Below are 16,952 nucleotides of genomic sequence, written 5' to 3' on the forward strand. Positions count from 1 at the left end.
CCCCCCCTTCGATCACTACAGGAAGCCGGCTATTCGCCGGCTTCCTGCTTTTGCGCTTCCAGAACCCTGAATAAACAATAGCTCACCTGACCTGCCGATTTCTGGCGATGCAGGTGCCAGTGGGCCGGTACCGCAGGAAGGCTCCGCTCGCTCTCGTGCTCAAGGTAAATCCAGCCGCCAGGCTTTACCCAGTGCTGCTGATCCAGCAGTGGTATGAGCCTCTCCAGCCAGCCTTGCCGGAACGGTGGGTCCATAAAGACGATGTCGAAGCTTGTTCCTTCTGAGCTGGCCAGAAATGTCTCGACGTCCTGACAGATGACTTCACCGTTGGAGGCTCTGAGCAGGTTCAGGTTGTCTCGCAAGGCCTTTGCCAGAGCGGGGGTGTGGTCGACGAGTGTTGCCTGGGCGGCACCCCTTGACAGGGCTTCCAGGCCCAGAGCGCCGGAGCCGGAAAACAGGTCGAGGCAGTGGCTGCCTGCTATCTGAAAATTAAGCCAGTTGAACAGGGTCTCGCGGGTACGTGCCGGGCTGGGTCTCACCCCGCCCGCATCCGGGAACATCAGTTTCCGGCTACGCCAGTCGCCCCCGATGATCCGTAATTCGCCCGTGCTGCCGTTCTTCCCGGTGCGGTTGGTGACGGTGGGTTTTCGGCGGGTTGAAGGTCTTCGCGCCATGCGGGCCAGGCTCCGGAATGTGCGGATGTTTGGAAATTCCGGCTATGGTACCGGAAACCCTCGCATCGGGTAATCCTGAGCCCATCACTTGCGCCCGTCAGTCTGCTAGAATGTGCGCTTTGTTTTGGCGAGCCTCGGGCTCCGGAGCCCGAGGCCAGCGCCCGCCCTTCTCAGAAAGATGGATAGATTATGACGGCAGAGTGGATTTCAGTCGGCCTGTTGGCCCTTCTTGTTCTGTTTTTTGTGCTGGATATTGCTGGCAATCGCAAGCGAGCGCCGAGGCCTGACCCGGTCCCGCAACAAAAACCGGACGTGGCCAGAGGGCCTGCCCCGGTTGAGTCGAAACCGGAAAACCTGGCCGAAGAACCTGTCGTGGAGGCTGAGTCCCCCGAAGCCGTGCCAGCACCGGAGACGGCGGAACCCCTTCCCGAGCCGGACGTGGTGGCAGAAACTGTGCCAGAGCCAGAGCCAGAGCCAGAGCCAGAGCCAGAGCCAGAGCCAGAGCCAGAGCCAGAGTCCCGGGTCAGTGTCTTTGAGCGGATCAAGCAGGGGCTGGGTAAAACCCGGGCCAGCCTGACCGGTGGGCTGGCGGACCTTTTCTCCGTTGGTAAGAAAATCGACGAAGATCTGCTGGAAGAGATTGAAACCACCTTGCTGATGGCCGACGTGGGTGTTACGGCCACCTCTGAAATTATCGAGGCCCTGACGGACAAGCTTGAGCGCAATCAACTGAAAGATGGCGCGGCCCTGCGCCAGGCGCTCCGTGATGAGCTGCATGGCCTGCTCAGGAACGTGAGCAAACCGTTGGAGGTTGCTGCGGGCAAACAGCCCTATGTGATTTTGATGGTGGGGGTAAACGGCGTGGGCAAGACCACCACCATCGGGAAGCTCACCAAGAAATTCCAGAGCGAAGGCAAGTCGGTCATGCTTGCTGCGGGCGACACGTTCCGGGCTGCGGCGGTTGAACAGTTGCAGGTCTGGGGGGAGCGTAACAACGTTCCGGTGGTGGCTCAGCATACCGGCGCGGACAGTGCGTCGGTGATTTTTGATGCCATCCAGTCCGCCCAGTCTCGTGGCGTTGATGTGTTGATTGCCGATACCGCCGGCCGTCTGCAAAACAAAGACAACCTGATGAATGAGTTGTCCAAAGTGGTGCGGGTCATGAAAAAACTGGATGACTCTGCTCCTCACGAAGTCATGCTGGTACTGGATGCAGGCACTGGTCAGAATGCACTGAGCCAGGCTCAGGTGTTCCAACAGGCGGTGGGGGTTTCCGGTATCACGCTGACGAAACTGGATGGCACGGCGAAAGGGGGTATTGTTTTTGCCATCGCTCGTCAGTTGCAGTTGCCCATTCGCTTCATTGGTGTGGGCGAACAGGCTGAAGACCTGCGCAGTTTCGATGCAGAAACGTTTGTGGACGCGTTGTTCGAAGACTGACCCCGATAACACGGAGATCGTACCCGGATGATCGAGTTTCGTCAGGTAACCAAACGCTACGACAGCGACCACACAGCCTTGAGGCATGTGAATTTTCACCTGGATCGCGGGGAACTGGCTTTTCTGACAGGCCATTCGGGGGCCGGAAAAAGTACCTTGCTGAAGCTGGTGATGGTGATGGAGCGCCCGACCGCTGGCGAGGTCATTGTTGGTGGACAAAAACTGAACAGCTTGCCGCGCCGGCAGATACCTTATATCCGGCGCCATATTGGGGTGGTCTTCCAGAACCACCAATTGCTGTTTGACCGAACCGTGTTTGACAACGTGGCCATGCCTCTGGAAGTTATGGGGGCGTCGCCGGAAGACACAGGTCGCCGTGTTCGGGCCGCACTGGACAAGGTGGGGCTGCTTAGTAAGGAAAAAATGAACCCCATGCAGCTTTCCGGTGGTGAGCAGCAGCGAGTGGGGATTGCCAGGGCTGTGGTCAACAAGCCTCCGGTATTGCTGGCGGATGAGCCAACCGGAAACCTGGACCCGGAGTTGTCTGCCGATATCATGCATCTGTTCACGCAGTTCAGTCAGGTCGGGGTTACGGTGTTGGTGGCGACTCACGATATCGCCCTGATTCATGCGATGAACCGACGCACCTTGACGCTGAATCAGGGCGAACTGGTTGCAGGTGGAGGTGTGAGTGGCCACTGACTCTCGGCAAAAACCGGATGGGCAGCGGGGTGCAAACCGCGCCCGCTCCGTGATGGGCGACCAGGCCCGGAGTTATCTGGGGCATCACCGGAAAGTCGCCCGTGACTCCATGCAACGGCTGTGGGCCTCCCCAGTGGCCAGTGCTATGACCTGGGCTGTTATGGGCGTTGCCCTGGCCCTGCCAGTCGCCCTGTTGCTACTGCTGAGCAGCCTGCAGGGCGTGAGCGCCGGTTGGGAGAGTACGGCAAGGATTACCGCATATCTGGATTTGGACCTGCCATTGTCGGATGCCCGGAACGTGGCCCGTGAAATCGGGGCTGATGGGCGGGTGATGACGGTACAGTTGGTGGAGCGTGACCAGGCCCTGGAGGAATTCCGGGCAAGTTCCGGGCTCAATGAAGCTCTGGATTTCCTGGAAGAGAACCCGCTGCCGCATACTCTGCTGGTGACCCCGGAGGACGGCGCCCGTTCGGCGGATGGTGTTCAGGCACTGGTAACGTTTGTTGAAAAACTGCGGGGCGTTGATCAGGTTCAGGTGGACCTTGGCTGGCTGCAGCGACTCAATGCCATGACTGACATACTGGCCCGTGCCGTTTGGGCCCTTGCGCTGCTCTTGGGGGGCGCGGTTATTCTGGTGATTGGTAACACCGTGCGTCTGGCCATTGAAAGCCGGCGTGATGAGATTCTGGTGGCGAAGCTGGTTGGTGGAACGGATGCCTTTGTACGTCGCCCGTTCCTGTACACTGGCGCCTGGTTTGGCCTGGGTGGAGGTATCGTCGCCTGGCTGTTGATTCAGATATCCCTCTGGTGGCTGAGTGGCCCAATTGAGCGCTTGGCCGGGTTGTATCGCAGTGAATTCACCTTGCAGGGCCCCGGGGTGGATGGCGCTCTGGCATTGATAATCGTGGCGATGCTGTTAGGCTGGCTGGGCGCCTGGGTTGCGGTGAAGCGTCATCTGGATGACATAGAGCCGGGTGATATTGCAGGAGGTTGATCCGGATCACGGAAAAACCGTATGGAAGAAAAAGCTTGGCTTGGCGTAGTTTGAGAGCCAGTCAAGCAACGACTATTTTCCCAGATGTATGATTTGTAACGTTTTACTGGGGAATTCGGGAACTTATTGAGTGCTTGGCGGTCATACTGACAATTGCTATATTTGGAGACCGTCAGGTTCGGAGGTTAAAGCATGGGTACGAGTTTACAGCTGGTTGACAGACTGGTTCCGGGTGCGAATCTCGAGTCGTATATTCAGGCGGCAAGCCGCATTCCGGTTCTTTCCGTTGATGAAGAACGGGAACTGGCTGAGCGGCTGCATTACCAAGGCGATGTGGAAGCCGCGCGTCAGCTGGTGCTATCGCACCTCCGGTTTGTTATCCACATTGCTCGCAGCTATTCCGGGTATGGTCTGGCTCAGGCTGACCTTATTCAGGAAGGCAACGTCGGCCTTATGAAAGCCGTCAAACGCTTTAATCCGGAGTACGGTGTGCGTCTGGTCTCTTTCGCTGTGCACTGGATTAAAGCCGAGATTCACGAATTTATTCTGCGTAACTGGCGGATTGTGAAGGTGGCTACAACCAAGGCGCAGCGTAAGCTGTTCTTCAATCTGCGAAGCCAGAAGAAAAAACTCGCCTGGCTGAACCACGATGAACTGAAGGCCGTGGCCAGCGACCTGGGTGTTGAGCCACACGTGGTCCGGGAGATGGAAGGGCGCCTGGCCTCTCAGGATACCGCCTTTGATGGCCCGATGGACGACGATGACGACAACGCTTATCAGGCTCCGGCTTACTACCTGGAAGATCGTCGGAGTGACCCCGCAGTGCAGTTGGAGAACGCAGACTGGACTGAAGACTCCAATGGCCGTCTGATGCAGGCATTGGAACAATTGGATGAGCGCAGCCAGGATATTCTGCGTGAGCGTTGGTTGACGGAAAGCAAGTCGACGCTGCATGAGCTGGCCGATAAGTACGGCGTATCTGCTGAGCGGATCCGCCAGCTTGAGAAAAACGCCATGAAAAAGATCCGGGCACAGATGGCAGAGGCCGCCTGAGGTTTTCCCAACAGCCTGGAAACAAAAACGCCACCACCGTTCGCGGTTGGTGGCGTTTTTGTTTGTATAATCTCCCAAATCATTTAATTCACGTGGCTGGGAAGAAGGGAAAGGCTACCCCAATCCCTTCACCGGGCTTCTGAGTGGGATTCCCCAAAATGTCTGCACATTCTCCTCGTATTGCTTTTCTCGGCATCGGCCTGATGGGCGCACCGATGACCCGTAACCTTCTGGACGCCGGCTTTTCCATGACTCTCTGGAACCGTACCGCCAGCAAATGCGAGCCTTTTGCCAGCGAAGCGATGATCGCCAGGACGCCAGCCGAGGCGGTGGCGGAGGCTGATATTGTGATCACCATGCTGGAAAACGGCCAGGTGGTGGACGATGTGCTGGTAATTCAGGGGGCTCTGGCCGCAGTGAAGGCGGGGGCATTGGTGATAGATATGAGTTCCGTGCAGCCTTCGGTGGCTCGGCGCCATGGGGGGCTGGCTGAAGAGCGTGGCGTGGGTTATGTGGATGCGCCAGTTTCCGGGGGCACAGTTGGGGCTGCTGAAGCCCGGTTGAGTATCATGGCGGGTGGCTCGGAGGCGGATATCGAGCGGGCTGTGCCGGTGTTCAGCGCTTTGGGCAAATGCACGCGTATTGGGCCTGTAGGAGCCGGACAGCTCGCTAAACTGGCCAATCAGGCGATTGTGGGGATCACCATTGGGGCGGTGTCTGAAGCGTTGCTGCTGGCGGCGAAAGGCGGGGCCGATCCGGCAGCGGTCCGGGAGGCGCTGATGGGTGGCTTTGCTGGCAGCCGGATTCTGGAGTTGCATGGCCAGCGTATGATTGAGCGGGATTTCGCGCCGGGCGCTCCGGCCCGGATTCAGCTCAAGGATCTTCGCATGATTCTGGATGAAGCCCGCTCGGAAGGGTTAACGCTGCCTTTGGCCCAGCAGGTTCATAATGAGTATCTGGCCCTGGTGGCTAATGGCCATAGCGACGTGGATCACAGCGGGTTGTTGCTGGAACTTGAGCACCTGAACAGTACGTTGATGGGGTCCCTGGGTCGGGGGCCAAAACAGGAAAAAGCGGGGAGTTAGCTGCCATGCCGCGTTTTGCTGCCAACCTGAGCATGTTGTTTACGGACGTGCCGTTTCTGGAGCGCTTTTCCAGAGCTAGAAATGCAGGATTTACTGCCGTTGAGTACCTGTTCCCCTACGAATGGCCGGCTGAGGAGCTGGCCGTGCAGTTGCGGGCTAACGGTCTGGAGCAGGTTCTGTTCAACTTGCCTCCGGGTGACTGGGATGTTGGTGAGCGGGGCATTGCCTGCCTGCCGGAAAGGGTGGAGGAATTTCGGGCCGGGGTTGAGCAGGGGATTCGTTATGCCCGAGCCCTTGGCTGTCGCCAGGTGAATTGTCTGGCTGTCGCCAGGTGAATTGTCTGGCTGGTTTGAAACCGGCGACGCTCCGCGAGGAGGATGCCTGGGAAACGCTGGTGGAAAACGTTCGGTACGCGGCAGAGCAGTTGGCCCGGGAGGGTCTGACCCTGTGCCTGGAAGCGATTAACTCGCGCGTGGATATGCCGGGCTTTGTGCTGGACACCAGCGGCAAGGTGATGAGCTTGATCGAGTCGGTGGATGCCGATAACGTCCGTCTGCAATACGATGTGTACCATATGCAGATCATGGAAGGGGATCTTATTCGGAGCCTGGAGTGTCTGATGCCCTGGATTGGCCACATCCAGTTTGCTGATAATCCGGGACGACAGGAGCCGGGCACTGGGGAAATTAACTTTTTGAATGTTTTCTCCGCCATCGATGCCTTGGGCTATGCTGGCTGGGTGAGCGCAGAATACCGGCCCTCCGGCCTGACAGAGCAAACTCTGGCGTGGTTTCAGGAGCAGAGATGACCGTCGCCATAGGCGACACCCTCTTACAAGATCGTAACTGGCCGGTACCGGGTGTTCTTCGTACCCTAGTTGTTAATGTTTTCCGCTATCAGGAGGAGCACCGGTGAAAGCGCTGGTAATCGAAGACGATCGGGATGTAGCAAATTATCTGCTTAAGGGACTGAAGGAATCCGACTTCGTGGTGGATCATGCGGCCGACGGCAAGGAAGGCATGATGATGGCTGCCAGTGAAGAATACGACATCATGATTGTCGACCGGATGCTGCCGGGTATGGATGGACTCTCTATCATCAAGACCGTGAGGGCCACGGGTAATCAGACGCCGGTGCTGATCCTCAGCGCCTTGGGTGATGTGGATGACCGGGTCGAAGGGCTTCGGGGCGGTGGCGACGATTATCTGACCAAGCCGTTCTCATTCACCGAACTGCTGGCCCGGATTGAGTCCCTGATCCGACGTAACCGTCAGGCGGCAGAAACAGAAACGGTCCTGAAAGTGGCGGATCTGGAAATGGATCTGCTGGCCCGCACCGTTAAACGTGCTGGCCAGAGTATCGACGTTCAGCCCAGGGAATTCCGGTTGCTGGAGTACCTGATGCGCAATGCCGGGCAGGTGGTGACCCGCACCATGCTGCTGGAAAAAGTGTGGGACTACCACTTTGACCCCCAGACAAACGTGATCGACGTGCACATCAGTCGTCTGCGTGCCAAGATCGACAAGGAATTCGATACACCCCTGCTGCAGACAGTGCGGGGGGCGGGATACATGTTACGTGAAACTGCTTAGTCAGCTCAGAACATCGTCTTTCCAGCTTGCCCTGCTGTATATGGTGGTGTTTGCCACCTCGGTGTTTCTGCTGTTGGCATTTATCTACTGGCGTACAGCCGGCTTCATGACCGCCCAGACCGACGAGACCATTGAGGCGGAAATTGCCGGGCTGGCGGAGCAATACCGCAGCCGTGGCGTCAATGGTTTGATTACCATCATTCGGGAACGGGTGGCTAGGGATCCGAATGCCAAGTCGATCTATCTGCTGACCACGGATGATTTTCTGAAACTGGCCGGGAACGTCGAAACCTGGCCGGAGGGTACCCGTTCGTCGGATGGTGGCTGGATAAATTTCACTCTGAATCCCGCAGTGGGCTGGCAGGGGCCGGAACGTCTGGCCCGTGCCCGGATCTTTGAAGTGCAGGGAGGGCTGCGCCTGCTGGTGGGGCGTGATGTGGACGATCTCACCAACCTCAAACGGGTGATTGAGACCGCGATAAACTGGGGTATGGGTATTACCCTGGCTCTGGCCCTGCTGGGCGGCTTTCTGATGAGCCGAAGCACCACCCGCCGTATTGAGGTGATCAACAACACCTCCCGCCGCATCATGAATGGCCACCTCTCGTTACGAATTCCTACGCGAGGCACGGAAGACGATTTTGATCAGTTGGCGGATAACCTGAATCAGATGCTGGACCGGATTGTTTATCTGATGGAAGGGATCCGGCACGTTTCCGACAGCATCGCCCACGACCTCAGAACCCCGTTGACCCGGCTGAGAAACCAGCTCGAAAATACACTGATCACGGTTGATAACGATGAGGCCCGGGACCATGTCGGGCAGGCAGTGGCGGAAGCGGATCAACTGCTGGCCACATTCAACGCGCTGTTGAGGATCGCGCGCCTTGAAACCCGGGGGAATTCCGCAGATATGAAGGTGTTGTCGCTGGACGAGTTGGTCAGCGATGCCTGTGAATTGTATGAGGCGCTGTCTGAAGATAAGGAGCAGTCCTTCTCGCAGGCTCTGGAACCCGGCGTGCAGATTGAGGGGGATCGCGATCTGTTGTTCCAGATGATCAGTAACCTGATCGACAACGCGATCAAGTACACCCCTGAGCAGGGGGCTATCAATGTGGTGGTTCGCCGGGAAGGAACCGACGCGCTGTTTGAAGTGCAGGATTCCGGTATCGGGATCCCCGACGACGAGAAAGATCAGGTGTTCCAGAGATTCTACCGGGTTGGTAAGAGTCGATCCCTGCCGGGCAATGGGTTGGGCCTCAGTCTTGTGAACGCCGTGGCCGAAATACACCAGGGGCAGATACTGCTGAGTGATACGCATGAAGGCGAAGAGTTGCCGGGGCTGACCTTGACGGTCCGGATGCCAGCGTACACTGGCATCAAGAAACGGATCAAGGCCGCTCAGCCCGACGGGGGGCATTCTGCAGAAGACGGTCGGCCTGCTGCAGAAACTGGCTCTGCCTGAGTTTACTGGCTGGTGCGTAGCCGGTTGAGCCGGTTGCGAACCGGGCCAAGCAGGGCGCCCGCTCTGGATTCAATCAGCTGGCTGAACTGATCAAGCTGGACACGCCGGCGATCTGCCTTTGCCTGGAGGCTGTCCCACTCTCCTTCAAGACGTTTCTGCTCGGTCATCAGGAAAGCAGCCAGATTGTGCCGGTTAAGACGGTTGGTAATACCCATCTGGTCCAACTGAAATCCGAGACTGTCTACACTCTCCAATGCCAGATTCATCAGTTTCTTGGTGTTCATCCGAGTGTCTCCGTAAAAAGGGTCAGGCTTCATTGTTCGCAACGCTATCCTGCTCTACTAGAGTGTTCAACCTAAACAGTCCGTTGCCTCCCTTGCTAAAAGGTAATCGGGTGGCCACAGGCAGGTAATGGTCGGTATGCAGAATAGAGGGTGTAGATGCGGAAGCGGGCAGACAATCTGCTTGCTTCCCCCTCCAGCACAGCGCTAGCCTTATACCCCGTTGAACACGGGGTTTTTTTTTGCCTGTTCCGAATCCAAAGCCAGTAATCAGGATGCCGATGACCAACCGTACTGTTACCGGTAGCAACCGGCCGCGTTATATCACACCCGAGGGCGAGCAGGCTCTGAGGGAGGAGCTTCACTATTTATGGAAAGAGAAGCGCCCAGAGGTAACACAGGCGGTGCGTGAGGCTGCGGCTCTCGGTGATCGTTCTGAGAATGCCGAGTATATCTACGGCAAGAAACAGTTGCGGGAGATTGACCGCCGCGTTCGCTTTCTCAGCAAGCGTCTTGATGAGGTCTCGGTTGTCGACCGTCTGCCAGACGATCAGAGTCGAGTGTTCTTCGGTGCCTGGGTCCGAATCGAGGATGAGGACGGCGAGGAGCAGGAGTACCGAATCGTTGGGGCGGACGAATTTGATCTTGAAAAGGGGTATATCAGTGTTAACTCGCCGCTGGCCAGGGCGCTCATCGGTAAACATCTGGATGATGATGTATCGGTGAAAACCCCGGAAGACTGGAAGCAGGTGGTGATCACCGGTATTCGTTATCAGAAGGCCCCGAACGACAAGTGAGTAGTGTCACAAAACTGGCTTCTTCTTGGGTAAAGCGTCATGTTTGGCGATAGACTGATCAAAAATTGTCACCCGAAAGGGTAATGGACTATCAGGTCAGGGTACGTGCCATGAATGTCAGTCAACAGACCGTCGGGCAACCAAACAGGGCGATATCGTTGCTGTTTATGCTGTCAATCGTAACATCGCCATCGGCGATTGCGCAGAGCGGTGAGGATGAGGCTTTTGAATACGAAGCCCGGTCGACCCTTGAAACCATACCGTTCCGTTCCATCGAAGAAGAGGCTTTGGCCAATACGGTCATCGAGGGGGGATTGGCTGCCCCGGCGGCTGGTGTGCCTGTTCAGCAGGCCACGGATGACGATTTTTATCTGGATCCGCTTGCGCTTCAGCCAAGAGACAGCCGCACAGACCTGGGGCGCTCGGAGATTCCTGTCGACATTCGCTTCAGCAATCCCAAGGTGATCCCGGGCCAGACCCACGGTAACAATTACGTGATCCGGCCTCCGGAGAATCGCACCTACGACACCCTGAACACTAATCTTACCGGCCGCTGATGCTGTGCTCTGTCAGGCAGCGGCAGGGTCCGCCGCTGCCGGTTTGCCAAGCACGTCTTCGTAAAAAAAGGAGAGTGCCTGCGTGGCCTGGTTCAGTCGGGCCCGGGACACGCTGATTTTCTCACTCAGGTAAGTCAGAAACGCTTTCTGATCTTCCTCGGCCAGGTTGTCCGGGTCTTTCATATCGTGGAACAGAACAAAACGGCTGATCCAGTGGAGGTAGGTTTGCTCGGCCCGCTGATTCAGTTGACGTTTTCGGATGGCGGCCTGTACCTGGCCAATCATGCCTGGGCGTGACTGCTCCAGAGCCTCGGTAATATCCATTCGGTGTACTCGCTTGAGAACTTGTTCTTGTTATGGTGCGCGCATGATATGACAAACGTTTGAACGGCGCAAAGAGCGGTAGGGACGCGATCCCCGCTGCCAGGGTGCCGGCAGCGGGGCGGGGTATTACTTCAGGGATTCAAGTTTGTCGATGTACTGTTGCATGGCCTCATCGCTGGACAGGCCTTTGAGTTTGTCCCAGGCGTCGAATTTGGCGCGGCCGACGAAGTCCATCATACCGGGGCGCTTGCCGTTGACATCACCTTCCGTGGCTTGCTTGTAGAGGGCGTAGAATTCCAGCTTCAGTTCGTTGGAGGGTTTGAAATCCCCCTCGGCGGTCTGAATATAGCTTACCGCGTCTTCAAATCTGTTCTTCAGGTCACTCATGTTGTGTCTCCATAGTGTTTGTGGTGCTTTCCTTCATAGGGTTGCGGCAGTATATAACCGGCCCAGACGCCCGTCATTGACCGAAACTGCGGTGAGGCGGGTGGGGGTGGCAAGCTGGCAAAAGTTTGCCCGAGTACACACTTTGGGCTAATGCTGGCCATTTTTTGCTTGAGAACACAGGGTGACCTGTGTAGAGTTTGACCCGTTGTCTGCCAGGAGGGCAGGCACCAAGGATCGATATAACTGCAAATGACTTGCACAGGGAGCACGCCATGTCTGCCAAAGACGGTTCCGTCGCGCCGAAAGAGCGCATCAATATCAAATATGTCCCCGCCACTGGCGATCAGCAGGCCGAAACCGAACTGCCACTGAAGATGTTTGTGGTTGGCGATTTCAAGGGGCATGCCGAAGAAACGCCAATCGAAGACCGCAAGGCCATTTCCGTAGACAAGAACAACTTTCGTTCTGTTATGAAGGAATCCGGCCTGACGCTGTCTACCAGCGTATCCAACAAGCTTGAAGACGGTGCAGACGACCTCCCCGTCAATCTGGAGTTCCAGGGGCTTGATGATTTCTCTCCAGACAGTGTTGCCCGCCAGGTCCCCGAGCTCAAGAAGCTGATTGAGCTGCGTGAAGCCCTGGTTGCCCTCAAGGGCCCTCTGGGCAACGTGCCGTCGTTCCGATCCAAGCTGCAGGAGCTGCTGGATAACGACGATGCCCGGGAGAAACTGCTGGCTGAACTTGAACTGGCGACTGACAGCGGCGAGTAATCGCACCACCGGAATCCGGTAACCAATACCAATTATCAATCACGTACTGAAGGGATGTGGTATGTCTGATACTGCTGTGCAGCAATCTGCTGCCTCCGAATCCGTTGCAGAAGGCTCTCTGCTTGACCAGGTCATGGCCAACAGCCGTATGGCTCCGGCCGACGAAGGGTACGATGTCGCCCGCAAAGGGGTTGCGACGTTTATTGCCAATTTGCTCAAGAGCGACGAAAAAGGCCAGCCGGTCAATAAGGCCCTGGTTGACCAGATGGTGGTCGAGCTTGACCGCAAGATCAGCGCCCAGATGGATGAAATCCTGCACGCTCCCCAGCTGCAGGAGCTGGAATCGTCCTGGCGCGGCCTGAAACTGATGGTGGATCGCACCGATTTCCGCGAGAACATCAAAGTGGATATCCTGCACGCCACCAAGCAGGAATTGCTGGAAGACTTTGAGTTTGCTCCGGACGTAACCCAGACAGGCTTCTACAAGCACATCTATGCGGCCGAGTATGGTCAGTTTGGCGGTGAGCCGGTAGGCGCGATTGTTGGCAACTACGCCTTCAGCCCGTCTACGCCGGATATGAAGCTGCTGCAGTATGTGTCATCGGTAGGTGCCATGTCTCACGCGCCTTTCCTGTCCTCCGTTGCGCCGTCTTTCTTTGGTGTCGACAGCTATCAGGAGTTGCCGGCCATCAAGGAGCTGAGTGCCGTTTTCGAAGGCCCGAAATACGCCAAGTGGCGCTCCCTGCGTGAATCAGAAGACGCCCGCTATCTGGGTCTGACCGCGCCCCGGTTCCTGCTGCGGGTGCCTTATGATCCTACCGAGAATCCGGTGCGCAGCTTCAACTACAAGGAAGACGTATCGGGTGACCACGAGCATTATTTGTGGGGCAACACATCCTATTTGCTGGCCACGCGCCTGACCGAGAGCTTCGCCAAGTATCGCTGGTGCCCGAACATTATCGGCCCCCAGAGCGGTGGTTCGGTGGACGATCTGCCGGTACATACCTTTGAGTCCTTTGGCCAGCTGGAAGCCAAGATTCCGACCGAGGTGCTGATTACCGACCGCCGGGAATACGAGCTGGCGGAAGAGGGGTTCATTGCTCTCACCATGCGCAAGGGCAGTGACAACGCCGCGTTCTTCTCTGCCAATTCGGTGCAGAAGCCCAAGCAGTTCCCGAACACCAAGGAAGGCAAGGAAGCGGAGACCAACTACAAACTGGGCACCCAGTTGCCGTATATGATGATCGTGAACCGACTGGCCCACTACATCAAAGTGCTGCAGCGTGAGCAAATCGGCTCCTGGAAAGAGCGCCAGGATCTGGAACGGGAGCTGAACACCTGGATTCGCCAGTACGTGGCTGATCAGGAGAACCCGCCCGCAGATGTTCGCAGTCGCCGCCCCTTGCGTGCCGCGAAAGTAGAAGTTTCCGATGTGGAAGGTGATCCGGGTTGGTACCAGGTCTCACTGGCTGTGCGCCCGCACTTCAAGTACATGGGCGCCAACTTTGAACTCTCGCTGGTTGGCCGGCTGGACAAGGATTAATCCGTGGCAAGTGGCCTCGGCACTGACGGAGTTCGCAACACCGGCAGCCTGTTTGAGCGACTCGAACAGGCGGCTGCCCCGGTTGGTCAGAGCATGGGGGAGTTCACCCATGTGGTGGAGTCCATCAAGCGCCACCTGGTACGGCTGCTGAATGCCCATCCGGGCAACAGCAGCAGTGCACCGGACCTTGGCTTGCTGGATTTCAACGACGCCACCCTGGGTACCCATGATCTGAGTATCCAGATTCGCGGGGCGATCCGTCAGTGTATCGAGAAGTTTGAACCGCGGGTAAAGCGGGTGGATGTGGTTGCCATGCCACCAGGCCCGGATCCGTTGCAATTGAAGTTCCAGGTGACGGTGTACCTGAACGTTGCGGGAAGCGATGATCGGACGACCATAGACCTGGTTTTGGATGATAAGCGGTACTACCGCGTGATCTAGTGTCATGGGTAGTAGCCTGAAGGCAAGGAATAGAGTGAGGCCTACCACACCCTTACTCGGGGCCAGACTGGTGCAGTAACGATGAAGTTGAATCGCTTTTACAGGGACGAGTTGAGTTTTCTCCGGTTGCAGGGCAGGGAATTTGCCGAAGCACACCCGCAACTCACCCGCTTTCTGTCTGAACAAAGCACCGACCCGGATGTTGAACGCCTGCTCGAGGGCTTTGCCTTTCTGACGGGCAAACTGCGGGAAAAGGTTGAGGATGAGTTTCCGGAGCTGACGCATTCGCTGCTGAACATGCTCTGGCCCAATTACCTTCGGCCGGTGCCGAGTTGCACCATCATGCGATTTGATCCGCAGCTGCATGCCATCAGTGAGCGCCAGGTGGTGGATCGTCATACGGAGATCAAGAGCCGCCCACTGGGCGATTCCAGCCGTCAGACCCAATGCCGGTTCCGCACCTGTCGTGCGGTGGATGTGTTCCCCATCAGTGTGGCGGAAGCCAGTGCCGAGCATTCCCGGGAAGTTTCATCCGTGACGGTTGACCTGGCACTGCATACCGACCAACCGTTAAATGCCATCGGGCTAGAGAGCCTGCGCTTTTACCTCGGTGGTGACAACCATACCGCTGAAACCCTTTATTTATGGCTCAATCATTACCTCAGCCGGGTGGAACTGGTGGTGGGCGACAGCGTGTTCAATCTGCCGTCGTCGCTTCTGACCCCGGTTGGGTTTGCCGCCGACGAGGCAATTTTGCCTTACCCTAAGAATGCCTATGCCGGTTACCGGATTATTCAAGAGTACCTGAGTTTTCCGGAGGCCTTCCGGTTTGTCGATATCACAGGGTTGAAAACCAGGCTGCCGGCGGTTCAGGCGGATGAGATCAGCCTGCGTTTTCACTTTAACCGCATTCTTCCGCCGGACACCCGGGTCACCCGGGATTCCCTGCAATTGTACTGCACTCCGGCGGTCAACCTGTTCAGCCATGAAGGTGAGCCGGTCGATTTGAACGGGCGCCAGACCGAGTACCGCATATCCCCGTCAAGTCGCTGCCCGGAGCACTATGAAGTGTTCAGTATTGAGCAGGTAGAGGGCTGGCTGGAAGGCCGTTCCGGTCGTGGTGAACCCCGTGTCTACACGGCATTTGAGAGTTTCCAGCACGAAGTGGAACGGGATCGTGGGCGGACGGCGCTGTACTACCGGGTAAGGACTCGGGAGAGCGTTAGGGGTGACGGTTTTGATCACTACATTTCGTTTGTCCGGGGTGACGAAACCGAGTGCCTGAACCGTCAGGAAGCGGTGTCGCTCACGCTTACCTGCACCAACCGTCAGTTGCCTCAGCAGTTGGCGGTGGGTGAAGTCTGTATGGCCACGGAAAGTACGCCGGCATTTGCGGCCTTCAGTAACATTACGCGGCCGACGGCTACCCTGAGGCCAACCCTTGATGGCAGCCTGTTGTGGACGCTGATTTCAAACCTGTCGCTGAATTATCTGTCGATGCTCGATGTCGACGCCCTGCGCACCGTACTGAGGGTCTACGACTTCCGGGCGCTGGTGGATCGTCAGGCTGAACGTATCTCGCAGAAACGACTGGCAGGAATCAGCGGCATCGTCACCAAACCCGTCGACCGGATGATCAGGGGGTTGCCGGTGCGAGGTATCCGCTCGGAATTGCAGCTGGATCAGCAGAGTTTTGCCAGCGAGGGGGATCTCTACCTGTTTGGCACGGTGCTGAGTCAGTTTTTTGCGCTATACGCGAGCATTAATGCGTTTCACCAGCTCGAAGTGGTGAATACCGAAAATCAGGAACGGTACACATGGACGTTACAGCAAGGTCAGCAACCGCTGATGTAGCCGGGCTGGAACCCGTTCTGGGCAACGCACGGCGCTACAGTTTTTTTCAGCTGGTGGATCTGATTCACCGGCACCATGGCGATGACCTCGAGCGGGCCGGGCACGATGAGCCCCGTCAGGAACGCATCCGGTTTTCGGCTTCCGCCGGGCTGGGGTTTCCTGGCAGCGACGTGGTGTCGGCACTGTCACCGGAGCATGAGCACGCGCCCTACCAGATGGAAGTCAGTTTTCTGGGGCTACACGGTTCGCAATCACCTCTGCCAGGTTACTACCTGGAAGACCTTGCCTGGGAAGCCGGGCAGAACCTGGGGGTACGCCGTCATTTTCTGGACTTCTTTAATCACCGGCTGGTAACGCTGTTTCACCGGGCCTGGCGCAAATACCGGTATTACGTCCGTTTTCAGCCCGGGGCCAGCGATGGTTTTTCCGAGCTGGTGTTCTCGCTGACGGGCCTGGGTGACCGGCGATTACGAGATGCGACGCCGGTGAACTGGTCGAAGATGCTGGCCTACGCCGGGCTGATGGCGGGCAGAAGCCGGTCGCCAGAAGTGGTCAGCGGCATTGTTGGTCACTGTTTCGACCTGGACGACGTCAGTGTTGAGCAGTGGGTCCTGCGAAAAGTGGACATTGCTCGTGATCAGCAAACGTCTCTGGGCAGGGCGAACGCGACGCTGGGAAACGATACGCTTGTCGGCTCCCGCATCCGTGACCGAAGCGGCAAGTACATCCTGCGCCTGCGGAATCTCACACGACAGAGGTTTGCGGATTTTCTGCCCAACGGGCGAGACCATCAGCGACTGGTGAAACTGGTGGAATTTACCACCCGGGAACAGCTGGCTTACGACCTTGAGCTGCAGATGCGACCGAAAGACATTCGACCGATGCAGCTTGGTGCCGATGTCCGGCTGGGGTGGAATTCGTTTGTGACACCGGATCGGGCTCGTGAATGGCCGACGGTCAGAATTCAAATCAGACGTTAGGGCGGGGAAGAGT

General features: G+C 57.3%; 18 protein-coding genes and 1 pseudogene. 15 read left to right on the plus strand and 4 right to left on the minus strand.

Going from position 1 to position 16,952, the window contains the following annotated elements; genetic code table 11:
• Positions 1 to 29 precede the first annotated feature (29 nt).
• The gene (gene rsmD / locus K325_RS0115405) at positions 30 to 674 is read right to left on the minus strand and encodes a 16S rRNA (guanine(966)-N(2))-methyltransferase RsmD (protein WP_029655160.1); all 645 of its coding nucleotides are present in this window, start codon (positions 672 to 674) and stop codon (positions 30 to 32) included.
• Between the two features lie 189 nt (positions 675 to 863).
• Here rsmD and ftsY point away from each other — a divergent pair, with 189 nt between their 5' ends.
• The 8 genes and pseudogenes from ftsY to K325_RS0115450 all read left to right on the plus strand — a co-directional run bounded on the left by ftsY (position 864) and on the right by K325_RS0115450 (position 9,005).
• Positions 864 to 2,114 carry a signal recognition particle-docking protein FtsY gene (gene ftsY, locus K325_RS0115410; protein ID WP_029655161.1) on the plus strand — a complete coding sequence of 417 codons (1,251 nt, stop codon included), beginning with the start codon at positions 864 to 866 and terminating at the stop codon, positions 2,112 to 2,114.
• A 27-nt stretch (positions 2,115 to 2,141) separates the two neighbouring features.
• Positions 2,142 to 2,816 carry a cell division ATP-binding protein FtsE gene (ftsE, locus tag K325_RS0115415; RefSeq protein ID WP_029655162.1) on the plus strand — a complete coding sequence of 225 codons (675 nt, stop codon included), beginning with the start codon at positions 2,142 to 2,144 and terminating at the stop codon, positions 2,814 to 2,816.
• Positions 2,806 to 3,810, plus strand: coding sequence for a permease-like cell division protein FtsX (gene ftsX, locus K325_RS0115420; RefSeq protein ID WP_029655163.1), 1,005 nt, complete (start codon positions 2,806 to 2,808; stop codon positions 3,808 to 3,810). Before ftsE ends, ftsX begins: the two co-directional genes overlap by 11 nt.
• Before the next feature lie 192 nt (positions 3,811 to 4,002).
• Positions 4,003 to 4,863 carry an RNA polymerase sigma factor RpoH gene (gene rpoH, locus K325_RS0115425; RefSeq protein WP_029655164.1) on the plus strand — a complete coding sequence of 287 codons (861 nt, stop codon included), beginning with the start codon at positions 4,003 to 4,005 and terminating at the stop codon, positions 4,861 to 4,863.
• A gap of 158 nt (positions 4,864 to 5,021) precedes the next feature.
• Positions 5,022 to 5,948: an NAD(P)-dependent oxidoreductase gene (locus K325_RS0115430; protein WP_029655165.1), complete on the plus strand. Its 927-nt coding sequence runs from the start codon at positions 5,022 to 5,024 to the stop codon at positions 5,946 to 5,948.
• Between the two features lie 5 nt (positions 5,949 to 5,953).
• Positions 5,954 to 6,756: pseudogene (gene hyi / locus K325_RS18120) on the plus strand (hydroxypyruvate isomerase).
• Positions 6,757 to 6,859: 103 nt separating this feature from the next.
• Entirely contained in the window at positions 6,860 to 7,540 is a 681-nt protein-coding gene (locus K325_RS0115445) for a winged helix-turn-helix domain-containing protein (RefSeq protein WP_029655166.1), read from the plus strand.
• A complete protein-coding gene (locus K325_RS0115450; RefSeq protein WP_029655167.1) occupies positions 7,527 to 9,005 on the plus strand; it encodes a HAMP domain-containing sensor histidine kinase in 1,479 nt (492 codons plus the stop codon). Before K325_RS0115445 ends, K325_RS0115450 begins: the two co-directional genes overlap by 14 nt.
• A gap of 2 nt (positions 9,006 to 9,007) precedes the next feature.
• Here the strand turns inward: K325_RS0115450 and K325_RS0115455 are convergent, their stop codons facing one another.
• Positions 9,008 to 9,289, minus strand: coding sequence for a hypothetical protein (locus K325_RS0115455; protein WP_029655168.1), 282 nt, complete (start codon positions 9,287 to 9,289; stop codon positions 9,008 to 9,010).
• Positions 9,290 to 9,567: 278 nt separating this feature from the next.
• Between K325_RS0115455 and greB the strand changes: the two genes are divergently transcribed.
• Both greB and K325_RS0115465 read left to right on the plus strand, forming a co-directional pair.
• Complete coding sequence (greB, locus tag K325_RS0115460) at positions 9,568 to 10,083, plus strand: transcription elongation factor GreB (RefSeq protein WP_029655169.1); 516 nt, start codon at positions 9,568 to 9,570, stop codon at positions 10,081 to 10,083.
• A gap of 110 nt (positions 10,084 to 10,193) precedes the next feature.
• Positions 10,194 to 10,640, plus strand: coding sequence for a hypothetical protein (locus K325_RS0115465; protein ID WP_029655170.1), 447 nt, complete (start codon positions 10,194 to 10,196; stop codon positions 10,638 to 10,640).
• Between the two features lie 12 nt (positions 10,641 to 10,652).
• On the opposite strand, the gene K325_RS0115470 is transcribed toward K325_RS0115465, so the two are convergent.
• Complete coding sequence (locus K325_RS0115470; protein ID WP_029655171.1) at positions 10,653 to 10,964, minus strand: site-specific integrase; 312 nt, start codon at positions 10,962 to 10,964, stop codon at positions 10,653 to 10,655.
• 126 nt (positions 10,965 to 11,090) lie between these two features.
• Positions 11,091 to 11,351, minus strand: coding sequence for an acyl-CoA-binding protein (locus tag K325_RS0115475; protein WP_029655172.1), 261 nt, complete (start codon positions 11,349 to 11,351; stop codon positions 11,091 to 11,093).
• A 272-nt stretch (positions 11,352 to 11,623) separates the two neighbouring features.
• Between K325_RS0115475 and tssB the strand changes: the two genes are divergently transcribed.
• From tssB to tssG, 5 genes are all read left to right on the plus strand, one after another.
• Positions 11,624 to 12,121, plus strand: a complete 498-nt coding sequence (gene tssB / locus K325_RS0115480; protein ID WP_029655173.1) for a type VI secretion system contractile sheath small subunit — start codon at positions 11,624 to 11,626, stop codon at positions 12,119 to 12,121.
• 61 nt (positions 12,122 to 12,182) lie between these two features.
• Positions 12,183 to 13,664 (plus strand): type VI secretion system contractile sheath large subunit, encoded by a 1,482-nt coding sequence (tssC, locus tag K325_RS0115485; RefSeq protein WP_029655174.1) that lies wholly within the window; start codon positions 12,183 to 12,185, stop codon positions 13,662 to 13,664.
• Between the two features lie 3 nt (positions 13,665 to 13,667).
• Entirely contained in the window at positions 13,668 to 14,105 is a 438-nt protein-coding gene (gene tssE / locus K325_RS0115490) for a type VI secretion system baseplate subunit TssE (protein WP_029655175.1), read from the plus strand.
• A gap of 81 nt (positions 14,106 to 14,186) precedes the next feature.
• Positions 14,187 to 15,959, plus strand: a complete 1,773-nt coding sequence (tssF, locus tag K325_RS0115495) for a type VI secretion system baseplate subunit TssF (RefSeq protein WP_029655176.1) — start codon at positions 14,187 to 14,189, stop codon at positions 15,957 to 15,959.
• Positions 15,923 to 16,939: a type VI secretion system baseplate subunit TssG gene (gene tssG, locus K325_RS0115500; protein ID WP_029655177.1), complete on the plus strand. Its 1,017-nt coding sequence runs from the start codon at positions 15,923 to 15,925 to the stop codon at positions 16,937 to 16,939. The genes tssF and tssG overlap by 37 nt, the downstream gene beginning before the upstream one ends.
• Positions 16,940 to 16,952 lie beyond the last annotated feature (13 nt).

Origin of the sequence: Marinobacter daepoensis DSM 16072 (genome assembly GCF_000421165.1) — a bacterium.
Classification (GTDB): Bacteria; Pseudomonadota; Gammaproteobacteria; order Pseudomonadales; family Oleiphilaceae; genus Marinobacter; species Marinobacter daepoensis.